Raw genomic sequence first — 22,982 nt, 5'->3', positions numbered from 1 at the left:
AAGCCCGAGACTGATGCGGGACATTCGGCAAAGGCTACAGGTGGAAATCTGTTGCCTGCCGGGTGGTCTTTCCTGAACGATCCCTCTCCTCTTTTTCCTCATCCGGAAAAAGCAGTCCAGGAAAAGCAGGCCGCTTCCGGGACCGGTTCATCGTCTGAAGGTCGTCCACAAAGCACGACAGCGCCTTCCGAAGGGCCATCCGTACAGGTTCCCGGTGCAACCGGATTGTGGTTGCCGCTGGGTGAACTGACGCCTGTAGCTGCTTTTAGGAATGGCCAGAATCTTGTTCTGGTGGCCGCAGGACGACATGTCCTTGATACTGCGGGACTGTCAGGAATGGGACCTTTTACATCCGTGTCCAGCCATATGCTGCCGGATGTGACGGTGATTACCATTGGGTTGTCAGATGAACGTAATCCTGTCCTGCGTCCGGTTGGCGCGGGCTGGACGGTGTCGGTTGCTTCGGACATGAAGCCTCAAGACGATATGCTGCTGGGGCAGGACGGAAACGCCCTGACCTTCATGCCCCCTGTTGAAGAAGGTCTGCCGCAGGTCGTTGCGCTGGATGATCCTGACTCGGGGCGACGGCTTTTGCTTGGAATGACTCGGTCAGGACGGATTCAGAAGACCATGCGTCGTCTGGGAACGGGGTTTGCGGTTCGGAGCAGTCTGATTGGCGTTGTGATTGCTGCCGATGCTGACACCATCGAATTGCGTCAGACGGGCGGAAAGTTGGTTCTGGATACAACCGGTCCGGACAGTTTCCCGTTGATGGCATCCAACCGGCTTCAGCCCTATGGCTCCTCTCTGAGTGGCGTAAGCCTGAGTGCGGGGAAGCCGGAGGAACTGCGGGAGTCTCTCAGGCGCAGTATGATTTCTGCGGCGCTGGCCTCTTCGGGTGATCGTTTTGATGCGCGCATGCGGGTTGCGCAGGCTGCAGCCCGGGCGGGGAACGGGCCTCTTCTGGGTGAAGTCATGCAGGTTGCCTTGCAGGACTGGCCGGAAGGAATAGAGAAACCCGAAGCGCGTCGGTTGCAGCAGATATCGGCTGTGCTCAATGCGCGACCGGGTTCTTCTTCCTTGGCGGAAGACGGAGGAAATACCCCGGAAGATCAGCTCTGGCGTGGAATGATGCGGATGCTTCTGCCTTCAGCCAGTCGGACCGGACAGGCTGTGTCAGGGTCTGATGAAAATGATCGCCTTCATACCGCTGACCTGATTGCCACGGGCCTGCCGGTCCTGCAGGCATACGCGGCACCTTTACGCGATCGCCTCCTACCGCCAGCCGCGCAGTGGATTGCGCGCTACGGAGGAGACAGCGCTACAAAAATCCTGGATCAATCGCCGGATAACCCACAGGTCGCTCTGGCCAGAGCGCTTCTTGCCGCGCGCAGGAACGCACAGGATGCGGAAGCGAAGCTGTCTGTGCTTGCGCGCGATCCATCACCTCTTGTCTGGCCTGTGGCTCGGGAAGCATCTCTCCGACTTGCGCTGGAGAAAAAGATATTATCTCCACAGGCTGTCGCGGATCAGGTGGATAGCATCCTGCCTGCCCTTCGGGTTGCAGGCCGGGAAAAGGCCGGCCGTATTTTCCAGCTCGAGGCTTTCATGAAAGGTGGCAACCTTGGAGCCGCTGCTTCGGCAGTGCAGGAGTGGAGCCATCTTTATCCGGATGATATGGCCGAAATCCAACCGCAGAAGACCGATATCATTCGACGGATGGCACAGTCGGCGTCTTCAGGCGCGCGGCAGAATATGGATGAGGTTGCGTTTTTGAAAGACGCACTGGTTCACGCGGCTGACGATACTTCGCGGCGGGATATTTTCGATGGACTGGCGCGTCGTTACGAAGCGCTGGGGCTGCCGGATCAGGAACGGGAGACATTGCGAAGTCTTCTGGCTTGTGAAACTGGCTCAAAGGCCATGGATGTCCGGATTCGACTGGCCAGGCTTGAGCTGGATATGGGCGATCTCAAGGCTGCCCGGCAGGATCTCGCGGTTTTTGCTGAAGGTTCTCCCGATGCCGCCATGGCTCTGCCTGGAGGAAGTAGCAGTCAGACTGTAGAAGTGGCCTTGCTGAAGGCACGGATTTCGCTTGCTGATCATCGGTCTGATGAAGCTGCGGGCGAACTGGCGACAATCCGTGATCCGCGTGCATGGGATTTGCGGGCTCAGATGGCTGAAAAGGCCGGTGAATGGTCCCGGGCCGTGGAAGCGCTTTTGCCCATGCTGGACGGGCTTCCAACGGGTGCAGACGATACGAGAGCACAGCTCTCAGCGGAACAGCAGGCTCTTGTCCTTCGGATTGGCGGGGATGCCTCCAGGGCGCAGGATCAACAGACGCTTAAAAATCTGCAGACCCGTTTTGCTCCCCTGATGAAAGGCACGTCTTCCGAGGGCGTTTTCCGTCTGCTGACAGGAGGCCACGACGAGGCCTCACCGCCGGTGTCCGCAGGCGGTTAGGCCGTGCTCAGGGTTAAGCGGTCGGACGGTGTCCTTCCAAGAAAACCCGGATGCCATATGCCATGAATGCCTCGAGCTGCTCTTGTGAACGATTGGGTTTGCAATGTGTGAGCTGACCGAGCATGGGACCACCCAGGGTCATACCGAACAGTAGGTCCGACGCCTCGGAGATGTCCGGAATATCCAGTCTGCCGGCTTCGGACTGGGTGGTCAGCCAGTTCTGGATGGGCAAAACGCGGCCTGAAAGCTGAAAGAGATCTGCCACCAGCTGACGAACTGCAGGGTTGCGGCTGGTTTCCGTAATGACGGAGCGCAGCAGGCTCAGGCGTTCATCACAGAACATGCAGGCCGCGATACGGGTCATCAGTCCCAGAAGCTGCTTTTCCATGGGATCTGAAGGCAGGGGGGTGTAGTTGATCGGGGCGAAAAGCCTTTCGAGGATCAGGGTCTCGAAAAGGGCATGTTTGGAGTCGAAGAACTGGTAAAGGGTTTTCTTGGACATGCCCGAGCAGGCAGCGATGCTGTCCATTGACGCGGCATGATAGCCGTGCGTGGTCAGAACCGCGCTGGCTGCATCCAGGATCCGGGTGCGTCTTTCGGCTTCGTCGAGCTGTGCAGGACGGCCACAGCAGGGCTGTTTCCGGTCTTCGGACTGGCTGCTCGACTGACTGCTCAAGATCAACTCCGATATTATTTCACAGACTGAATTGACGTCTGTCAAAGAAACCCGCTAGTTTCCGTCCTCGCAGGAAACTAGCGGGTTTCTGTATCACAGGATAGCGGCCGTATCATGCCTTCTTTTCAGAAAACGTCTTTGAATTCTTCTGCGGCCCTGTTTCCGGTCGGTCCGTGGGCTGGGAAGGGAACCTTTCTGGTGCCATTTCTGGCACTTCCGCTGCTGGTCGGCGGGTGTCAGAAAAAAACGCCGCCTCCGCAAATGCCGCCGCAGCCTGTCGATGTGGTGACGCTGAAGACGCAGCCCGTCACGCTTGAGACGTCTCTGCCGGGTCGGACGGATGCCTATGAGCAGGCACAGATCCGTCCGCAGGTGAATGGTGTCATTGTCTCGCGTGATTTCGAGCAGGGTGCGGACGTCAAGGTCGGGCAGCAGCTTTTCCAGATCTATATCGCGCCCTATCAGGCGGCCTATGACCAAGCAAAGGCGCAGCTTCTGAATGCACAGGCTGCGGCTGCGCGGGCGAGTGGTCAGCTGAAGCGGTATCGTCCGCTGGTGGCGGCGCATGCCGTGAGTTCGCAGGATTTCGATAACACACTTGCGACGGCGCGTGAGGCCGAGGCTCAGGTGGCGCAGGCGAAGGCAGCGGTGGAAGCGGCTGCCGTCAATCTGAATTATACGCATGTCCGGGCGCCCATCAGCGGCCGGATCGGCCGTACGCTTTATACGCCGGGTGCGTTGCTCACAGCGGGGCAGACCCAGCCGATCGCAGTCGTGACGCGGCTTGATCCGATCTATGTGGACGTCAATCTTGCGGCGGCCGACATGCTGCGCCTTAAGCGCGAACTGGCGAACGGTCAGGTCGAGCGCAGCGGGACGGATGCGGCGGCCGTCAGCCTGAAGCTGGAAGACAGTTCCGATTATCCGGCACGCGGCAAGCTTCAGCTTTCCGAAGTCACGGTGGATCCGTCAACCGGAACGCTCGTCATGCGGGCGGTTTTCCCGAACCCCGATCATCTGCTGCTGCCGGGCATGTTCGTGCATGCGCATATCCAGGAAGGCATTGATCCGAACGGTCTGCTGGTGCCTCAGGTTGCCGTGGCGCGTGACGCCAAGGGCAATCCTTACGTCATGATCGTGGATAGCGAGAACAAGGTTGTCCAGCGTTCCATTCAGGTCTCGCGGACGGTTGGGGAATCCTGGCTGGTCTCGGATGGGCTGAAAGCCGGAGAGAAGGTGATCGTGAACGGTCTGCAGAAGGTGCAGCCCGGCGCGAAGGTGACGCCGCATGATGTCCCGGCTGACGCCCCTGCGGGAAAGGCGGAGTAACCCCGCATGTCATTGTCCCGCTTCTTCATTGACCGGCCCATCTTTGCGTGGGTCATCGGTCTGATCATCATGCTCGTCGGTGCTGTTGCGATCACGCGTATGCCGATCGCGCAGTATCCGAGCATCGCGCCACCGCAGATTGCTATTTCGGTCATGTATCCGGGGGCTTCTGCCGAGACGGTGAACAACACGGTTGTGCGCCCGATCCTGCAGCAGATGTATGGTCTGGATCATCTCGAATACCTGTCCGCTTCGTCTTATGCGAGCGGCCAGATGGAGATCGACCTGACGTTCGAGCAGGGCACGAACCCTGACATTGCGCAGGTTCAGGTCCAGAACAAGCTGCAGCTTGCCCAGCCGCGTCTGCCGACGGAAGTGACGGCTCAGGGCCTGAGCATCACGAAGGCCACCAAGAACTTCATGATGGTTCTGGCCTTCATTTCCGAAGATGGCAGCATGTCCGGCCAGGACATTGCGGATTATGTGGCGTCCAACATTTCCGATCCGCTGTCGCGTGTGTCGGGTGTAGGCGATCACACGCTGTTCGGCTCGGAATACGCGATGCGCGTCTGGCTTGATCCGTCCAAGCTGTACAATTTCGGCCTGACGGTCGGGGATGTGCAGGCGGCGATTTCGGCACAGAACATTCAGGTCTCGTCTGGTGAACTTGGTGGTCTGCCGGCCAAGAAAGGTATTGGTTTTGATGCCACGATCATTGGTCCGACACGTCTGAGCACACCGGACCAGTTCAAGGAAATCCTGCTGAAAGTGCAGCAGGATGGTAGTCAGGTACGCCTGAAGGATGTGGCACGCGTCGAGCTTGGAGCACAGAGCTACGCACTCGGGTCTGTCTATAACAACCATCCCGCATCCGCGATGGCGCTCAAGCTGGCGCCGGGTGCGAACCAGCTCAAGACCGAAGCGGCTGTCCGCGCGCGTCTGAACGAGCTGAGCCGTTATTTCCCGCAGGGTCTGAAGCTCGTCTATCCGCTGGATACCGAGCCGTTCATCACGCTCTCCATTCATGAAGTGGTTGAGACGCTGATCGAGGCGATTGTCCTCGTGTTCATCGTGATGCTGATCTTCCTGCAGAACTTCCGTGCGACGCTGATCCCGACGATCGCGGTGCCGGTCGTATTGCTGGGAACATTCGGGCTGATGTCCATTCTGGGCTACAGCATTAACACCCTGACCATGCTGGCCATGGTGCTGGCGGTTGGCCTGCTGGTCGATGACGCGATCGTGGTGGTCGAAAACGTCGAGCGTGTCATGACCGACAAGGGACTGTCTCCCAAGGAAGCGGCCCGCGTCTCCATGGACGAGATCTCGGGCGCGCTTGTGGGTATCGTGCTGGTGCTGACGGCGGTGTTCCTGCCGATGGCGGCCTTTGGCGGTTCGACGGGTGTGATCTATCGCCAGTTCTCCATCACCATCGTCGCGGCCATGTGGTTGTCGGTTCTGGTGGCGATGGTCATGACACCGGCGCTGTGTGCCTCCATGCTCAAGCCGACGCATAAAGGCCATGAGCGTGGTCCTGCGGCCTGGTTCAACCGGACGTTCGATCGTCTGACGAACGGGTATATCGGCGGTGTGAAATGGATGATTCGTGTTCCGGTCGTCAGCATGATCGCGTTTGCGCTGCTGGCGGGGCTGGTCGGGTTCCTGTTCATGCGGGTGCCGGGCGGCTTCCTGCCAGATGAGGATCAGGGGATCATCTTCGGCCAGGTCACGATGCGCAACGGGGCGACCCAGGAGCAGACGGCCGCCGTCAACCGCAAGATCACCGATTACGTTCTCAAGACCTATGGCCAGTATGTTGAATCCGTCTTCACCATGACGGGCTTCAGCTTCGCGGGTCAGGGGCAGAGTGCGGGTGCATTCTTCATCCGGATGAAGCCCTGGGATCAGCGGCCGGGCTCCGCGCATACGACCATGACGGTGTCGCGCGAAATCATGATGCATTTCTGGATGGATCCGGAGGCGCAGATTTTCGCCGTCAATCCGCCGGCCGTGATGGAACTGGGCAATGCAACCGGTTTCGACCTTGAACTGGAGGATACTGGGCATCTGGGTCATGACGCCCTGCTGGCAGCGCGAAACCAGATCCTGAGTGAAGCGGCACAGAATCCGTTGCTTCAGGCGGTGCGCCCGCTGGGTATGGAAGATGCGCCGCAATTCAGTCTGGATATCAACCGTGAGCGCGCCAATGCACTTGGCCTGACCAATGCGGATATCAACACGACGCTCGAAGGAGCCTTGGGCTCGATCTACGTCAACCAGTTCATGCGCAATGACCGCGTCAAGCAGGTCTATATCCAGGGTGAGCCTTGGGCGCGCATGACGCCGGAGGACCTGAACCGCTGGTATGTCCGCAATGCGATCGGGACGATGGTGCCGTTCAACGCCTTTGCCTCGGGGCATTGGATTAATGGTCCACAGAAGGTCGAGGACTATAACGGTCTGAACTCCTACGAAATCCAGGGGCAGCCTGCCGTGGGTGCAAGCTCCGGACAGGCCATGGCGGAGATGGAAAAGCTTCTGGCCAAGCTGCCGCGTGGTATCGGCTATGAGTGGACAGGTCTGTCGTTTGAGCAGCTTGCTTCGGGTGGATCGACAGCGCCGCTTTATGGGCTGGCCGTGATCATCATCATGTTCTGTCTGGCGGCGCTGTATGAAAGCTGGGCCATTCCGTTTGCGGTGCTGCTGGTGCTGCCACTGGGTGTGCTTGGTGCCATCGTGGCGACGCTGGGCCGTGGACTTTCCAACGATGTCTATTTCCAGGTGGGTCTGCTGACGACGGTTGGTCTGTCGGTGAAGAACGCGATCCTGATCGTGGAATTCGCCAAGGCCTTCTTCGAAAGTGGAGAAAGTCTGGAAGACTCGGTTCTGGAGGCCGGGCGCGAGCGTCTGCGTCCGATCCTCATGACCTCGATCGCCTTCGTCTGCGGTGTGTTTCCGCTGGCGATTGCGACAGGTGCGGGATCGGCGGCGCGCGTGGCGATCGGCACCTGCGTCGTGGGCGGCATGGTGTCCGCGACACTGCTGGCGATCTACTTCGTACCGGTCTTCTTTGTGGTGGTGCTGCGTCTGTTTCGGGTCACGCGGGTGCGTGACCGCAAGGATCCGTATGCCCATCTGGACAACAAGGCGGCACCTGTCGCCGAAGGGGAGCACGGCGCATGAAGGCCCGTCTCGGACTTACTCTCGGCTTTCCCGGTCTGCTGCTGGTGTCGGGGTGCAATCTGGCCCCGACCTATCATCAGCCGACGCAGGCCATACAGAACAGCTATCCGGCCGATACGGGCTCGAAGAATGTTACGGCGGCTGCCAAGGTTGCCAATCTGGGGTGGCAGGATTTCTATACCGATCCGCGTCTGAAGGCGCTCGTGGAACTTGCGCTGCATAACAACCGCGATATCGCGGCTCAGGCTGCGGCGGTGACGGTGTCACGCGGTCAGTACGAGATCCAGAACGCATCCCTTTTCCCGATCATTTCAACGGGGGGGCAGGGACTGTTCCTTGGCCCGTCCGACACGGCAGGTTTCTCCTTCGCGCCGGGTCTGGGCACCAACATCTCCACGCTGCGCCTGTATCAGACATCCATCGGATTTTCGTCCTATGAGGTCGATCTGTGGGGACGTATCCGGAACCTGACGCGCCAGCAGATGGAAGCCGTGCTGAACAGTGTGGAAAATACCCGCAATGTGCTGCTCACGACCGTCTCGCAGATCGGCACGACCTACATCCAGTGGCTCGCGGATCGTGAAGAGCTTCGGGTGACGCGCGATACCCTGAAATCCGAAAACGACACGCTGCGTCTGACGCAGCTTGCCTATGACAACGGGGAAGCGGATGCGCTGACGCTGGCGCAGGTCAAGACACAGGTGGAGCAGGCGTCGGCTTACGAGGCGCAGTATCTACGCGCCGTGGCGGACGACGAGCACGCGCTTCAGCTTCTGGTAGGGACGCCTCTGCCAGCCGACCTGCCTGAGCCAGCACCATTCGGGGCGCAGACCATGATCGGCGATCTGCCGGAAGGTCTGCCCTCGGATCTGCTGGCGCAGCGTCCGGATATTCGCGCGGCCGAACATACGCTGATCGGCGCGAACGCCAATGTGGGGGCGGCCCGTGCGGCGTTCTTCCCGCGCGTGACGCTGACGGCGTCTGAAGGCACGAGTTCGCTGCAGTTCCGCAAGCTCTTCACGCCGGGCGCGGAAACCTGGACCGTCTCGCCGTCGATCAGTGTGCCGATCTTCACCTGGGGTCAGAGCGAAGGAAACCTCAGGATGGCGAAAGGGCAGAAGCTGCAATATGCCGCGCAGTACGAAAAAACCGTGCAGACCGCGTTCCGTGAAGTCTCCGATGCTCTGACAGCGCGGGAGACCTATACGGCGCAGGACCGTCACATGGCGGAACTGGTCGGGCAATCCCAGAAGGCGTTTGATCTCGCCATGATGCGGTATCGGGCCGGAATCGATAGTTATCTGACGACCCTGACGCAGCAGCGCACGCTTTTTCAGGCGCAGCAGAATGCCATCACGGTGAAGGCCGCGCGGTTCCAGAATATTGTGACATTGTATCGCGCGCTCGGAGGTGGGTGGAGCCAGAAGACGGTTTCGCCTAAGGTGCCCTCACAAACGCACTGACCGGAGAGCTTCATGCGCAGGTTGATTGTCCCAGTACTGGCCGCCCTCGCTGTTTCAGGCGCGGCCCTTGGCACGGCTGTGGCGCAGGATGCGGATGACGGGCCCAAGAAGCCGAGCATGCACGACCTGTATCATAACTCGTCGCTGCCCAAGAGCCATGCCGATTTCAGCCGCTATCGGTATCGTCCGCCAGGGGACAAGGTGATTGAACAGCCGGATGCGTTCCGGCTCCTGTTCCAGACGAAGGATGGCCAGCCCGACGGCTATGCCGAACGGCGCGGAACATCGGTGTTTTATTACGATCGCTACGGCAAGCTGCGTCAGATCCAGCCCCTGCCGGAAGATGCGAATATTGACTGATTTTCTGGTCTGATAAAAAACTGCCCTGAAGCGTCAGGGCAGTTTTTTTAATGCTTCACAAGGTGAAGCTACAAAATCGATATTGGAAAAAATCTGTATCGGAATCTGCTCTATTTTGAACTGATGAGACGCGAAAAAAGCCCGGCTTTCTTTTTTGGCTTCTCACTGATGGCAAGCTTGACATCTTTCTGGATATTCCGGGTTTGAACGGGTGCTCTCTCATCGAGAGGCGCATGCAGGGTAAAGCTTTCCCAGGCCAGGGTATTGGATGAATTGAAGACAATATGTCCATTCGGCATGGACATCATATAACCCTGAGGCGTTACGACCCGGAATATATCCTTCATGAAATTGTTGTCGTAGAAAAAATCATTCTGCTGGGGCGGGGACGTGGGACTCAATTTCAATAGGGATACATTCTCAGCAAAATTGCTGAGAAGGATTTTTCCATCCTTGAAATGCAGATAGAAAGTCTGCCCATCAAATATTGTGACCAGGAATATTTCGGAGCGGATTTTTTTTGCAAAGACGTTTATGGCAAAGTCTCTGGATCCAAAAAAATAATTAGAGGCAAACAGGGTTTCGTCTCGTAAAGAGTACTCCAGCCGGCCCCCATGATAATCCGTGATGTTGAAAACATCGCTTCTGTAGCTTGGCTCGGTAGATAAATGTCTGTTTTCAGATGCCTTGGAGATTAATTTATTTCTGAAATAGAACTCCACATCCTTAGCAGCCCAAGGCATTTTTTTTCTTATTGATTTGTCCATCAAGCCGGAAAAGAAATGTTGCCTGAACAAAAAGTCCTTGTATCCGGGAAGCTTGCCATCAATAAATTTTTTTAACATCAGGAAGCAGTAAACGGGGTGTCTTTCCTGAGCGACATCATAATACCGGCTGATTTTGGTTTTGTGAGATCGTCTTATTTTTGACAAGAGCCTGCAGGTTGTCTTTATGTCATCGCAAACCATTGAATGGACTATATTTTTGATATTTTCAGATCCCTTTAACTGCTGAATAATTTCGTGCCCGCAATAAGGAAACAGAACTTCTTCAAAATTAATTACGGTCCTTAACTTTTCAATATTACTTCTGTCGAGTTCGCTATGTTGGTCGTAACATACGATAAGATTATCCTCTACGTCATTTTCCTCGATGCAATGTCCCTTTTTATCCTCTGTATAAACACGGTTTATAATGTCGTGCATATTTCCGCTTAATAAACCTTTTCTTGTATTATCGTCCTCCAGATTTATCAGGTCAGGATCTATGGTCCATTTTGGTGCCAGCGCCAATATTCTGTGTACATTAAGAATTTTTGAGTATTTTATTGCAGGATAACTGCCCATGGAAGGGCCGATAGCTACTATTTTATTGTATTTTTCAGTTATGGTTTTTATCTTTTGAATAAACCCGTCCATTTCATCGCATATGTACCAGTTATCTACTTTGGTTGTGAGGCCAATGGATGATATGTTGTACTTCTTGAATATACTTTCGCCAAAAAAGGTATTTCGTGCGTGTTGGGTTTCGAGCCTTGCCGGAAAGGTCAAAACGCAATATTTCGTATTTCCTTCATGAAAATGAAGAACGAGTTCTTTGCCTTCCATTATGATCATAAATCTCGTCCCTAAAAAATTTTTTATCGATTCTGATAAAATATAGATCACCAATACGAGTCAAGAATTTGGATGATATCCAGAGCGAGTATTTTCAGAACGGCTTAAGGAGTCGATTTTGTTCATTTCCCCGTTTTTGTCCCGAATCTGTTCTTCTGAGATCAGGAGGGCAGGATGGACGAGGGTCTGGACGAACTTTCTGGTTTCCAGAGACGGTATCCGTTAGCGGCCAGTAAAACAAAGCCCGCATACAGTATTGCGGTTGGATAAAGACCACGCGTTATGAACAGGCCAACATAGGTGCTGTCCACCATGATCCACAGGAGCCAGGTCTCGCGGTAGCGCATCGTGTCCCAGCATTGGGCGACGATACTGTAAGCGGTCAGAGTGGCATCCATGAGGGGATTGGGGTCATTGGTAAAGCGGGCCAGGACAAACGCCCAGACTGCGCTGCCTGCCGCGCCGCAGAGCATGCCATTGACAAGTGTGCGACTGGTGGGACGGCGGACACAGATCCTCCCGTCAGACTTTTCCATCTGGCGCCAGTGTTGCCATCCGTAGATGACATAGAGGCTGAAAGCGATCTGAAGTCCTGCATCAGCGTAGACACGCGCTTTCAGAAAAATCCAGCAATAGAGTCCGGCTGCAGCCAGCGAGACGGGCCAGCAGATCATGCTGCGCCGCGAGGTCAGCCATACGGCCAGTGCGCTGAGGACGGCTCCAAAAATCTCGATCAGGGACATGGAAGTGCCTGAAGAGCCTGCGTCAGCCACTGGAGGAGCTGCTGTCCGGCAGGGGAAGCGAACCAGTAGGCGTGGCCCAGCAGGTAATTCGTATAGGCGGCTTTTACGCCGGCCTTGTCGTGGACGAGCGTCTCATAATAGGCGACTTCGGACAGGGCATATTCGACATGCACCAGCGGCAGGAAAAGGGGCACCAATCTCCGCTCCTCAACCGAGAGGGCGTATTGTGACAGATAACCTGACAGGAAGGCTTCCAGTCGGTCATGGGTGACAGGGCAGTCGTTGCGGGGCTCCAGCCATGCGATGGCGGTACGTTCGATAGCGACTGCGAGGTCATAGGCGGCGCAGGTGCGGTCCGACATGCCGAAGTCAAGGATGCCGCAGACCTGTGCGTCTGCCCCGGTTCCGCTCCAGAACAGGTTGGAGGGATGCCAGTCGCCATGGCCCCAGCGGGGCTGGATCGTGCCGAGATGGGGTTTCAGTCTCTCATGAAACGGCAGCAGGGCGGCGGGGATATCCTCACGCCAGGGATGATAGGTCAGCGCTCTGGCTAGTCCTGCCTGTTGCGGGATCCAGCGTTCCAGTCTGGCCATCAGGTCAGGCGATGTGATGACCTCGAACGTAGAGAGCAGGGGGCGTCGGGAAGGGCGGGCAGGGGCATGGAAACTTCTGGCCGCGTCGTGAAGCCGCCCCAGATGCAGGCCGCCGGAAAAGGCGTGTTTGACGTTATGGAATGGCTCCCAGGATTGCACGGTTTCGTACAGGTCATGGCCGGACATGATGGAAAAGACTTCGTATGCTGAGCCATCGAGATCGAGGGCGGCCTGCCCGGTTTTCGTACGCCATGTCTGGCCGACCGGAACGCCCTGTTCGGCCAGATGCGTGATGAAGCGGTGCTCTTCTGCGAGCGCTGCGGCATCGCGCAGACAATGGTCATGACGTTTGACGAAAACCCGGCTCCCGTTTTCCAGCGAGACAACGCCCGTTGAGGAAAATGGGCGCCGTCCGTGCCAGACGACCTGTCGAGCAGAGGAAGGAAGCGGGAAATGGGACAGGACCCTGCGGGCTTCGGCATCCGACAGTGCCGGCCAGTCGCGTTTGTTTTCGGGACCGTTGACGCCGAACTGTCCGGATGCCTCTGCCATGCTCAGAATCCCGTGGAGGCGGTGAACAGGGCCGCGAAGCCGCCACCGATATAATAGCTCGGGGCACTGCCGGCGATGGTGGTGCCATAGACGCCGGTTGTGTCCTTCGCGTTCAGGGTGGGGCTGGCCACGCCTGAAAGATAGTGCTCGTTCGTGATGTTGATGAAGTTCATCCGCAGCGTCGGCTGATGCAGATGGATATGATCCGAAAAGCGGTAGCCAATGGCGAGATCACCCGTCGTATGATCCGAGACGCGCTCGTCATTCATGAAGGTGGCGTACTGGTGGCCGGTGTAATGCACGGTGGCGACGCCGAAGATGTGTCCATCATCGTAGCTCAGTCCGGCCGCGGCCTGAAGGGTGGGGCTGCGGACAGCGATTTTGCCACGGGTGCGCAGAAGGTCCCCGCCGGACATCAGGTCGTTGTCGATGGTGGCGTGCAGGTATTCACCCGACACATACGGGCTGAAATGGTGCCAGGGGCGCAGGCCGATTTCCACGTCCACGCCGCGTGACGTCTGGCCGCCGGCATTCATGGTCGTGCTGACGATGGAGCCGTTCTGCACGGCCTGCGTGGAGATCTGGCGGTTGGTGAAGTTGTAGTTGAACAGCGTCAGGCTGCCGATGATCCAGCGTCCCGTCCGGCGATATCCCAGCTCTTCGGAAATGGAATATTCATTGCGGACATCCGTGGAGCCGGTTCCGTACATCTCGCCCGAAGACGGGTCATAGGTGTTGTAAAGCGCGGTCTGATCGGGTGCGCGGAAATTGGTTGTGGCGTTGAAGAAAAGCTGGTTCTCGCCATCAATCCGCCAGCGCACACCCAGACGGGGCAGGGGCTCCATGCTGTTGGACGCGACATGGTACTGCGGGCCCGGCAGGCTGTTCGTGCCATCACGGCTCATCATGACGGCCTTGAAGCCGAGATCGATGGCCAGATGGTCGTGCAGCAGGGACATGTGGTCGCCGACGAACAGGGCATTGGTCTGGGAAATGGTATGGAAACTGCCGCCCAGAAGCCGCTCGCCGTTTGACAGGCGGATCACGTCCTTGCCGTTTTTCGCCCAGATGTCCGGGGCATATCCGTTGGTCTGGACGGCCGTGAACGGCTGCTGCTCGTTGTCGTCGCCGTAATCGTACCAGTACCCCAGGACGAAATCGTTCCAGCCGGTCTTGTAATGCAGGGCGCTGGTAAAGCCGGAGCGGTAGCTGCGCTGGGTATAATCCGCGCGGACCACGCCGACGCCGTCCTGCGCGCCGGGCAGGTTCAGCGTGTCGGACAGGGCCTGCGTGCCCTGATAGAGGCCGGAGGTGGACATCGTGCTTCCGCCCGGCCAGTTACCATAGGCGAACTGGGCGTAAGGTGTGACGTCCAGGGACAGGCGGTCTGTCAGTGTCAGATGAACGGGCGCCCCGCCATAAAGCGTGCGTTCTCCGTCCCGCCACAGGCGCCAGTAATTCGCGCCGTTTTCGGGATTGCTGCTGTCATAGTGGGCCAGAAGGTTGTTCTGTCCTTTGATTCCGTCCGATTCCCAGCTGTCCATCGTCGGTTCGGGATACCAGCTTGTGATGGTCGTGTTGAAAGAGCCAAGGAGACTGGCGCGGTTGCCCTGTCCCCATTCCTTGAGAAACTTGAAATCGACGTGCTGTTTCTCGTCGCGTCCGGGTCCGCGCCAGTTGTCGGTTGCGCCATGGGAATAGGATACGAAGCCACGGATGCCGGTATGGGCGATGTCGCCGGTATCGAGGCGGATGAATTCGCGGTTGGTGTTGTAGGATCCATAAGACACGCTGGCATCGCCACCGGCCTTTTTGGCGGGGTCGCGGAATGTCAGGTTCATCAGGCCGCCGGCCGCATTCAGAACGGGACTGTCGAGATCGGCCGATCCCTGCGCCAAGGCGATTTCCTGATAGTTCTCGCTGTCCGCGAACTGGCTCGGCGTGCCGGAATAATAGGCCACGTCATTCAGCGGCATGCCTTCGAGGACATAGCCGATGGCGCTGTTATCGAGCCCGCGGACGGTGATGTTCGTATTTGGTGAAAAGCCCATCGGATCGGATGAGGAGACATTGGCGCCTGGCAGCATGGAGGCAAGCTGAAAGGCCGTCGCCATTGGAGCCTGTTTGGAAATGAAATCCTGACTGACCGTACTGACGGATTTTACGCCGTCCTGCAGATGAATCAGTCCGCCCCCCGGCTGGTTGCCGGAAGCGCTGTCCGAGACCCGGTGGACAATGATGTGCTCTGCCTTGGGGGGATGCGCGGCAGAAGGCTGCGGAGCTGTCTGCTGGACCGGGGGAGATGTCGGAACCGGTATATCGGCTGCCCGGGCGGTAGACAGGCAGACCGTCGTGCCAATGAGGACCGGCAGCACGCTGCGATACCGCGACCGGGGAACAGGAGACGCTGGGACCAGACTGGCCGGGTGTTGTCTGTATGCCATAATCAGAGACTCCTCGCCTGCAAGCAGTGAGATCTCAGTTCTGACAGGAAAGGCTCAAGCTGCTGGCTGCATTGTGCATGAACATGCGTCGGGCAGACAGCGACCACCATCCCTCCGCCAGTATGAACTGGATCAGGTTCGATGGGTCACTGCGCCACATGACTTTTGACGGTCATACCAGCAGAATCTCAGCCCCATGCCAGGGCTCCCCACGGTGAAGCGCCAGAAATCCTCCGTAGGAGAAAAATTGTCAATATGAGGGGATTGGTGCGCTCTGCGATGGTTCGACGTGCGGCCACCGGAACCGGGCACACAATTCCGCGCGCTATCTTCATTATTTATTAATAACGACGCGCCTAGCTTTGAATGATCTCTTGAAGGGTCCTGAATACGAAGCAGGTTCCAGGGTAAAAGGCGAAAATGCTAAACTGGATTGAAAAAACAGCCTACGTCCGCCAGAAGATCAAGGCGCTTTTCGCTTTTCTTGTGCTGATCGCTGTTCTTCAGTTCGTGGTCGAACAGGTTTTCCAGCATCTTTTTACGCATTACCGGCATGAGCAGGTCCTGTCCCAGTGCGCCGGACTTCTGTTTCAGGTCGCTCTGACGCTCCTGATTGCCAGATTTGCGATCCGGGTTATCGCCGTCCCGTTCGAGCAGATCACCGCTGCCACGGAAAAAGTAGCGGGTGGCGCCCTGAACATCACCATTCCGTGTCTGCATCATCAGGACTGCGCTGGGCGGCTTGCACGTTCCCTGCAGTCATTCCGGGAAAACAGCCAGAACCAGTTGAAGCTCCAGGAACTGTCTGCAGAAGAGGCTCGCGGGGCTGCGCGTATCCAGAAGGAACTGTCGGAAAAAAGCGAGAGCATCCGACGGCTGCAGGGTGAGACGATCGGGACGATCTGTGCCGGGATGGAAATCGTGAAGAAAGGGGATCTGACCTTCACGTTCCAGGAGCACTTTCAGGACAGGTTTGAAGAATTCCGTCAGGATTTCAACACGCTTATCCAGATTTACCGGACAGCGATTGCCAAGATTTCCGATGCCACATCTGTTATCGCCAATGGAACGTCAGAAATCGCGTCAGCCTCTGCTGAACTGAGCGAGCGGACGGAGCGGCAGGCCGTCAATCTTGCTGAGTCCGCCGCATCCATCAACAGCATCACGAAAACGGTCGGGAAAACCGCCCGCTCTGCGGTGCAGGCACGTGAGACAGCCTTGGAAACGCGCGGACAGACGGTCGTGATCTCCGGGATCATGCATTCTGCCAATACGGCCATGGGCGAAATCCGCAATTCTTCGCGGCAGGTCGAGAGCATTCTGGGCCTGATCGAAGAAATTGCGTTCCAGACCAATCTCCTGTCGCTGAATGCAGGGATCGAGGCCGCGCGCGCGGGTGAGGCCGGCCAAGGCTTCGATGTGGTGGCCAAGGAAATCCGGGCTCTTGCGCAGCGTTCAGCCAAATCCGCCCAGGACATCCGGAACATCATCACGTCTTCAGGGCGACAGGTGGAAGAAGGTGTTCATCTTGTCGGCGAGGCGGACCGGTCGATGAAGATCATCAGCCAGCATGTGGACGGGATTACGTCCCTGCTCGAGGATATTTCCCATTCCGCAACCGGTGAAGCCGAGAGTCTTGAGACGATCAACAAGGCCATTAACGAGATGGACCAGATGACCCAGCGGAACGCCGCGATGGTGGAAGAGGTCAACGTGGCCTGCCGGAACCTGAGCAACGAAGCGAAGGATCTGTTTGCCGAATTGTCCAGATTCAGGTTCGGTCCTGCACAGTCTTCCGCAAAACAAGTGTTTTCCGCGTCGCGGACGCTGGCCCCGAGCGAATTCTGAAAACCATGCTCTTTCCGCCGAGGCTGTAGGGGAACATTTTCGAGACATGCCTCGACATCTGTCGGGATATTCCCGAAACTGATGGCATGTCAGTCGGCTTCTTCCGCGTCCATGTCCTGAATGACGGGTATCGCCCATGATGGGGCAGGCCTTCCGGTCTCTGGGGAGGCGTAACTACCGTATCTGGGCGATGGGTGCTCTGGTTTCGAATATCGGGACCTGGATGCAGATGACGACGCAGGACTGGCTGGTTCTGACAGAACTGACCCGGCATGATGCGACGGCTGTAGGCATTGTTATGGCGCTTCAGCTGGCGCCGCCGCTTCTGTTGATTCTCTGGACCGGCAAAATTGCCGACAGGGTTGAAAAACATCGCTTTCTGCTGCTGACGCAGGCAGCGTTAGGAACCCTGGCTATTGCGCTCGGAGTTCTGGTAGTGACGGGTATGGTCCGGCTGTGGGAAGTGGACCTGTTTGCGTTTCTGAGCGGGTGCGTCGCAGCGTTTGACAGTCCTGTGCGGCAGATCTTTGCAGGCGAACTCGTCGGTGAGGAAGATCTGGCCAATGCTGTGGCGCTCAATTCCGTCTCCTACAATGCCGGGCGCATGATCGGGCCGGCGGTGGCAGGGTTCTGTATTGCGGAGCTGGGTTCGGGATGGTCGTTCATCCTGAACGGGCTTTCATTTTATGGCGTGCTGATGTCACTCCTGTCTTTGCGGATACAGGATCTGCATCGCCTCGCACCCGCAAAACCGGAAAACGCACATCAGGAAAAACAGGACCTGCTGACGGGCGTGCGCTACGTCTGGAAGCGCGATGACCTGCGAACCATCCTGTTCATGCTGTTTCTGCTCGGGGCGTTCGGGCTCAATTTCCCGATCTATATTTCGACCATGGCGGTCAGCGTTTTTCACGTCGGGGCGCATGGTTACGGCGTTCTCAATTCCGCCATGGCAGTCGGCACAATTACGGGGGCGCTGTTTGCAGCCAGTCGCAAAACCATGAAATTTTCTGCCCTGCCGCAAGGGGCGGTGGTGTTCAGTCTTGCCTGTCTCCTGGGGGCGCTTTCGCCGGGTTACTGGGCCTTTGCGGTCGCACTGGTCATGGCGGGCATGGCATCCCTGACCTTTACAGCGGTGAGCAATAGCTACATGCAGCTGGCGACGGATCCGGGCATGCGCGGGCGTGTGGTGTCGATCCGGTTTGCCGTCTTTGCCGGATCTTCGCCGCTGGGCGCCCCTCTGGTGGGAATGATCGCAAACTCCTTTGGGCCCCGCTGGGCTCTGGGTGTGGGATCTCTGTCCGGCATTCTCGCGGCGGGAGTGGCGCTGCTTTACCTGCACCGGTTGCGTACCGGGCAGGAGAATGCCTCCTGATGTTCAGGAAGTTCTGGCAGCGGGCGGTCGTGAGAGGATTGACTGCGGGGCTGGTGCTGGGTGGATTGCTGCTGGCCTGGATGGGATTTGTGGCGGTTCGGGGTTTCTCGGCCGTGTCGGTGCGCTCCGAGATGGCCGTGATTTTCGGTACGGCAGTGACCAGCAAAGGCGAACCGCGCCCGGCGCTGCAGGAACGGCTGGAAGAGGGCCTGCGACTATGGCGTGCCGGTCTTGTCCGAACCGTCATGGTCAGCGGTGCGATCGAGAGCGGTAATCATCAGGACGAGGCCCGGATCATGGCAGACTGGTTGAGGATGCGTGGTGTCCCGGCTTCTACCATCATCGTGGACTCGCACGGAAATAATACCTGGCTGACGGCGCTGCATGTTGCCCAAATGCGGCCTGACGGTGCCATTGTGGTCACGCAGTGGTTTCATGTGCTGCGCGCGGAATGGGCGTTGCGCCGCGTTGGTGTGGCACCAGTTTCGGGCGCGGCGCCATCCCGGTTCCGGCCAGCGGAACTCTGGTATCTGTTCCGGGATTCTGTGGCGCTTCCGGTCTATATCCTGACGAAAGCGCCGCCGGGTTAGCGATCAGTAAGGGACGCCGATCTGTTCGATGGCTGTTGCAAGGGACGGCGCAAGCGGCATCATCGGGGCGAGTGTGGCCTGATAGGCGTGGTACAGGTCGCCTTTGCCCTTGTAGATCGTCTCGGTGGGTTCGCCTTCGGGGCTGACTTCATTGAACCAGCTTCCGAAATCGCGGTCGATCAGGGTCGTGTCGATATAATCCCAGATCATGCGGTACCAGTGCTCGTAATGGGGATTGCCGGTCCGTTTGTAGAGATTGATGGCGGCTGTCAGGGCTTCGGCCTGTGCCCAGTGGATGCGGCTGCGGTTATGCGGGCCATGTTCCCAGTTGATGGTGTAGAGCATGCCCGGTCGACCATCGGCGTTCCAGCCAGTGTTCATCCCGGTTTCGAACAGGGCCTGGGCGTCATGCAGCATCCACTCCGGCGTCTCGAGTCCATGGCGCAGGAGAGCAGCTTCGAGCTTCAGGGTCAGATGTGACCATTCCACGAAATGTCCCGGCGTCATGCCGTAAGGGCGCAGGTCATCATTGGGTTTGTCGCTGTTAAAATCGCGCAGGAGTACCCAGTTACGGTTGAAATGCTCAGGCATGGCAAACCCTTCTGCCGCTGCCAGTTCATGCACGAAGCGTGTAACGATGCGCCGGGCACGATGCAGCCATTTCACGTCGCCGGTAACGTCCGCGAGTGCCATGAAGGCCTCGGTGGAATGCATGTTGCTGTTGGCGCCGCGATAGTCTTCCTCGTCCGACCAGTCGGGGGCAAAGCTTTCGCGCATGACGCCTTCGTCTTCGCTCCAGAAATGGGTTTCGATCTGCTCGATCGCATCCTTGAGCAGGTCGCCCGCGCCTTCTGCTCCGATCAGGACAGCAGAGGAGGCTGCGAGGGCTACGAACGCATGCAGATAGGCCTGTTTGCGGTCATTGTCCTTGTCTGCGAAATGCTGCCAGCCCCCATGCGTCTCATCGCGGAAATTGGTGCGCAGGGCGTGAATCCCGTGTGTAACAAGTGGTGCGCTTCCGGGCAGTCCCTGCAGCTCGGCCACGGCATAGGCGTGGACGCAGCGGGCGGTCAGCGTGGCTTCGGGTTTTGCGTTTTCAGGCAGCGTGCCTTCCAGATCCAGTCCGGTAAAACCGCCGTCAATGCACCCGCCCTTGCTGAAATCCAGAAGGCGACGGCCCTGCATTTCCAGCCAGGCCCGATGGGAGGGGCGGCGGATCCAGCTGTCGCGGCTGAGCAGGGTGGGTGAAAGGCGATCGGTCATGAGGCGCTCCGGGCAGGTCGGCAGATGTGGGCATCAGGACGTTTCAGGCGCCCGGGGGTTCCGGGAGGAGGGGCGCATAGACATGATCCTCACGAAGATGCGCACGGATGCGGATGTGGCTTGCGTCGCGCGATGGGTTTGCCGATACATGAGAGTATGACTGACCGTCCCTCGATCATCGTCGCTCCCAGCCTTCTGGCTGCTGACTTTTCCCGCCTCGGGGAAGAGATCGCCTCCATTGCGCGCGCGTCCTGGCTTCATCTTGATGTGATGGACGGGCATTTCGTGCCGAATATTTCGTTCGGCCCTCCGGTCATTGCGGCTCTGCGCAAGCATACGGACGCGAAATTCGACGTCCATCTGATGATCGATCCGGTGGATCCGTATCTGGAAGCGACGGCCAAAGCGGGTGCCGATCACATCACGGTCCATGTCGAGAACGCGCCCCATCTGCACCGCTCGCTTCAGACCATCCGTGCGCTGGGATGCCGTCCCGGTGTGGCGATCTGTCCGGCGACGCCGGCCGTGGCGCTGTCGGAAGTCATGGATCTGGTAGACATCATCCTGGTCATGACCGTGAACCCGGGTTTTGGCGGACAGAGCTTCCTTGATAGCCAGCTGTCCAAGATCCGGACACTTGCCGAGATGATCCGTGAGAGCGGTCGTGACATTGTTCTGGCTGTGGATGGCGGGATTGATCCGCGCACGGCTCCGCGGGTTGTGGACGCCGGAGCGACCATGCTGGTTGCGGGCTCGGCAGTTTTCGGAAAAGAGGACCGTGATGCCGCGATCAGGGCGCTCGAAGGACCGTTCGTGGATCACACGACCTGATGACAGGCAGTCGCTGGCTTCGTGGTCTCCGTCTTTCGCTTGCCCGTCTGCCGTTCGGGGGACCTGCCTCGGAAGGGCCCGTGCATGCGTTCCGTGATCCCTGGAAGGGAGAACCGGAGCAGGGTGCTCGCCTCATCGCGGAGCATTTCCGCTTTGATCGGCAGGATTATACGCTTCCAAAGGGCAACTGGGAACGTGGCCCTTGGCCGGAGCCGGTGCGGGAATGGCTGCACGGCTTCAGCTGGCTGCGGGATCTGCGGGCGCTCGGGAGTGACAAGGCTCGTCTGACCGCGCGGGCGCTCGTCAGTGACTGGCTGGCGCATCCGCCAACCGATCCGCTGGTCCGGGATGCCTGTGTCACCGGGTCCCGTCTGGCATCATGGCTGTCGAACCACGAGTTCTGCCTGGCCTCTGCCGATCCGCGTCTTCAACAGCGTTTGATGGAACGGATGCTGGTCGAGGGGCGGACCATTGCAGCGCTCCTGCCGCTGTCGCCACAGGGTGCGCGCGGGCTGATGGCGTTCCGGGGCCTGCTGGCCGCAGCCATGGCAATGCCGGAGCATACGGGCTTCATGTCCCGTTTTCTGCGCTATCTGCCTGCCGAGTTGGAACGTCTTATTCTGGCGGACGGCACGGTCATCGAGCGTAGTCCCGAGGCTCAGTTCCTTGTAGCGCGTGAACTGGCAGAAATGTCCGTTATGTTCCGTACCGCCCATGCAAGTGTGCCGCCCTTTATCGACCGGGCTCTGGACAAAGTCTGTCCCGTTCTGCGGGCGATGCGCCATGGGGATGGTGGACTGGCGCTTTTCAACGGAGCGAATGAACGGCATAGCGCGGCCGTGGAAGATGTTCTGGCGCAGGGTTCACGACAGAAGCTGATTGCGCCATCCATGCCGCAGGGAAAATTCACCCGACTGGCGCTTGGTAAATCGCTGCTGATCGTGGATAGCGGGCCACCGGCTCCGGCCGGTTTCGACAGCATGGCGCATGCCGGGACCCTGTCCTTCGAGTTTTCGCATCAGCGTCACCGGCTGTTCGTCAATTGCGGGAGTGCCGTGGTTGGTGCCTGGCGCGACGCGATGCGGTGCAGCGCCGCCCATACGGTGCTTGTGGCTGATGGTCTGTCTTCCGCGGATTTCGGACCGGATGGTGGCATGACGCGCCGGCCGGTCACGGTCTCCTGCGATCATCAGACGGACGGTTCCGCGCACTGGCTGGATCTGTCGCATGATGGCTATCATGCCCCGCTTGGAGCGAAATGGACCCGACGTCTGTATTTCGGCTCGGATGGCGAGGATCTGCGCGGGCAGGAACTGATAGACGGCGAACGCAACATTGATTTTGCCATCCGTTTTCACATTCATCCGGATGTGAAAGTGACGCAGGATGACGAGGACATCATCCTTCAGGTTGGCGGGACGATCTGGCGTTTCAGGCAGCGTGACGGTGTCGTGCGGCTGGAAAACGATGTTTATCTGGGGCGTGGAAAGCGTGAAGTCTGCCGCCAGATCATCATCACGCCTCTGCCGGTCCCCGACACTGTTCCTGCGGAAGAGAAAAGTGAGCAGGAGAAACCAGCGGCGCCAAAATCGGGAAAACGGACCCATCAGAGTGTGACATGGCTTCTCGAACGCATTCCGGAATAGGCAATTC

General features: G+C 58.3%; 16 protein-coding genes and 1 riboswitch. Of the genes, 10 read left to right on the top strand and 6 right to left on the bottom strand.

The features are described 5' to 3' along the window. The first annotated feature begins 354 nt into the window (after positions 1-354). A complete protein-coding gene (locus HKD24_RS06600) occupies positions 355-2,463 on the top strand; it encodes a tetratricopeptide repeat protein (RefSeq protein WP_194259567.1) in 2,109 nt (702 codons plus the stop codon). A gap of 13 nt (positions 2,464-2,476) precedes the next feature. Here the strand turns inward: HKD24_RS06600 and HKD24_RS06595 are convergent, their stop codons facing one another. Continuing rightward, the gene (locus HKD24_RS06595) at positions 2,477-3,139 is read right to left on the bottom strand and encodes a TetR/AcrR family transcriptional regulator (protein WP_228124221.1); all 663 of its coding nucleotides are present in this window, start codon (positions 3,137-3,139) and stop codon (positions 2,477-2,479) included. A 114-nt stretch (positions 3,140-3,253) separates the two neighbouring features. Here HKD24_RS06595 and HKD24_RS06590 point away from each other — a divergent pair, with 114 nt between their 5' ends. The 4 genes from HKD24_RS06590 to HKD24_RS06575 are packed head-to-tail and all read left to right on the top strand — an operon-like array spanning position 3,254 to position 9,474. Then, positions 3,254-4,468 carry an efflux RND transporter periplasmic adaptor subunit gene (locus HKD24_RS06590; protein ID WP_228124220.1) on the top strand — a complete coding sequence of 405 codons (1,215 nt, stop codon included), beginning with the start codon at positions 3,254-3,256 and terminating at the stop codon, positions 4,466-4,468. A 6-nt stretch (positions 4,469-4,474) separates the two neighbouring features. Next, entirely contained in the window at positions 4,475-7,651 is a 3,177-nt protein-coding gene (locus HKD24_RS06585) for an efflux RND transporter permease subunit (protein ID WP_322783289.1), read from the top strand. After that, a complete protein-coding gene (locus HKD24_RS06580; protein WP_194259565.1) occupies positions 7,648-9,114 on the top strand; it encodes an efflux transporter outer membrane subunit in 1,467 nt (488 codons plus the stop codon). The genes HKD24_RS06585 and HKD24_RS06580 overlap by 4 nt, the downstream gene beginning before the upstream one ends. A 12-nt stretch (positions 9,115-9,126) precedes the next feature. Then, on the top strand, positions 9,127-9,474 hold the full coding sequence (locus HKD24_RS06575) for a hypothetical protein (RefSeq protein ID WP_194259564.1): 348 nt from the start codon (positions 9,127-9,129) through the stop codon (positions 9,472-9,474). Positions 9,475-9,584: 110 nt separating this feature from the next. Here HKD24_RS06575 and HKD24_RS06570 read toward each other — a convergent pair whose 3' ends face one another. From HKD24_RS06570 to HKD24_RS06555, 4 genes are all read right to left on the bottom strand, one after another. Further along, positions 9,585-11,081: a hypothetical protein gene (locus HKD24_RS06570; protein WP_194259563.1), complete on the bottom strand. Its 1,497-nt coding sequence runs from the start codon at positions 11,079-11,081 to the stop codon at positions 9,585-9,587. Positions 11,082-11,251: 170 nt separating this feature from the next. After that, positions 11,252-11,833: a nicotinamide riboside transporter PnuC gene (pnuC, locus tag HKD24_RS06565; RefSeq protein ID WP_194259562.1), complete on the bottom strand. Its 582-nt coding sequence runs from the start codon at positions 11,831-11,833 to the stop codon at positions 11,252-11,254. Further along, a complete protein-coding gene (locus HKD24_RS06560) occupies positions 11,824-12,978 on the bottom strand; it encodes a phosphotransferase enzyme family protein (RefSeq protein WP_194259561.1) in 1,155 nt (384 codons plus the stop codon). The genes pnuC and HKD24_RS06560 overlap by 10 nt, the downstream gene beginning before the upstream one ends. Positions 12,979-12,980: 2 nt before the next feature. After that, complete coding sequence (locus HKD24_RS06555; RefSeq protein WP_228124219.1) at positions 12,981-15,422, bottom strand: TonB-dependent receptor; 2,442 nt, start codon at positions 15,420-15,422, stop codon at positions 12,981-12,983. A gap of 92 nt (positions 15,423-15,514) precedes the next feature. Beyond that, positions 15,515-15,644, bottom strand: a riboswitch (TPP riboswitch). Between the two features lie 198 nt (positions 15,645-15,842). Between HKD24_RS06555 and HKD24_RS06550 the strand changes: the two genes are divergently transcribed. From HKD24_RS06550 to HKD24_RS06540, 3 genes are all read left to right on the top strand, one after another. Continuing rightward, entirely contained in the window at positions 15,843-17,270 is a 1,428-nt protein-coding gene (locus HKD24_RS06550; protein WP_194259560.1) for a methyl-accepting chemotaxis protein, read from the top strand. Positions 17,271-17,406: 136 nt separating this feature from the next. Beyond that, complete coding sequence (locus HKD24_RS06545; protein WP_194259559.1) at positions 17,407-18,645, top strand: MFS transporter; 1,239 nt, start codon at positions 17,407-17,409, stop codon at positions 18,643-18,645. Then, the gene (locus tag HKD24_RS06540; protein ID WP_194259558.1) at positions 18,645-19,235 is read left to right on the top strand and encodes a YdcF family protein; all 591 of its coding nucleotides are present in this window, start codon (positions 18,645-18,647) and stop codon (positions 19,233-19,235) included. Before HKD24_RS06545 ends, HKD24_RS06540 begins: the two co-directional genes overlap by 1 nt. A gap of 3 nt (positions 19,236-19,238) precedes the next feature. Here the strand turns inward: HKD24_RS06540 and HKD24_RS06535 are convergent, their stop codons facing one another. Continuing rightward, complete coding sequence (locus tag HKD24_RS06535; RefSeq protein WP_194259557.1) at positions 19,239-20,498, bottom strand: AGE family epimerase/isomerase; 1,260 nt, start codon at positions 20,496-20,498, stop codon at positions 19,239-19,241. Positions 20,499-20,654: 156 nt separating this feature from the next. On the opposite strand from HKD24_RS06535, the gene rpe reads away from it, so the two are divergent. Both rpe and HKD24_RS06525 read left to right on the top strand, forming a co-directional pair. Then, positions 20,655-21,329: a ribulose-phosphate 3-epimerase gene (rpe, locus tag HKD24_RS06530; RefSeq protein ID WP_194259556.1), complete on the top strand. Its 675-nt coding sequence runs from the start codon at positions 20,655-20,657 to the stop codon at positions 21,327-21,329. Then, positions 21,329-22,975: a heparinase II/III family protein gene (locus HKD24_RS06525; protein ID WP_194259555.1), complete on the top strand. Its 1,647-nt coding sequence runs from the start codon at positions 21,329-21,331 to the stop codon at positions 22,973-22,975. Before rpe ends, HKD24_RS06525 begins: the two co-directional genes overlap by 1 nt. Positions 22,976-22,982: the final 7 nt, after the last annotated feature.

The sequence above is a fragment of the Gluconobacter vitians genome (genome assembly GCF_015244565.1).
Classification (GTDB): Bacteria; Pseudomonadota; Alphaproteobacteria; order Acetobacterales; family Acetobacteraceae; genus Gluconobacter; species Gluconobacter vitians.
This window is presented reverse-complemented; position numbering and strand designations above follow the sequence as displayed.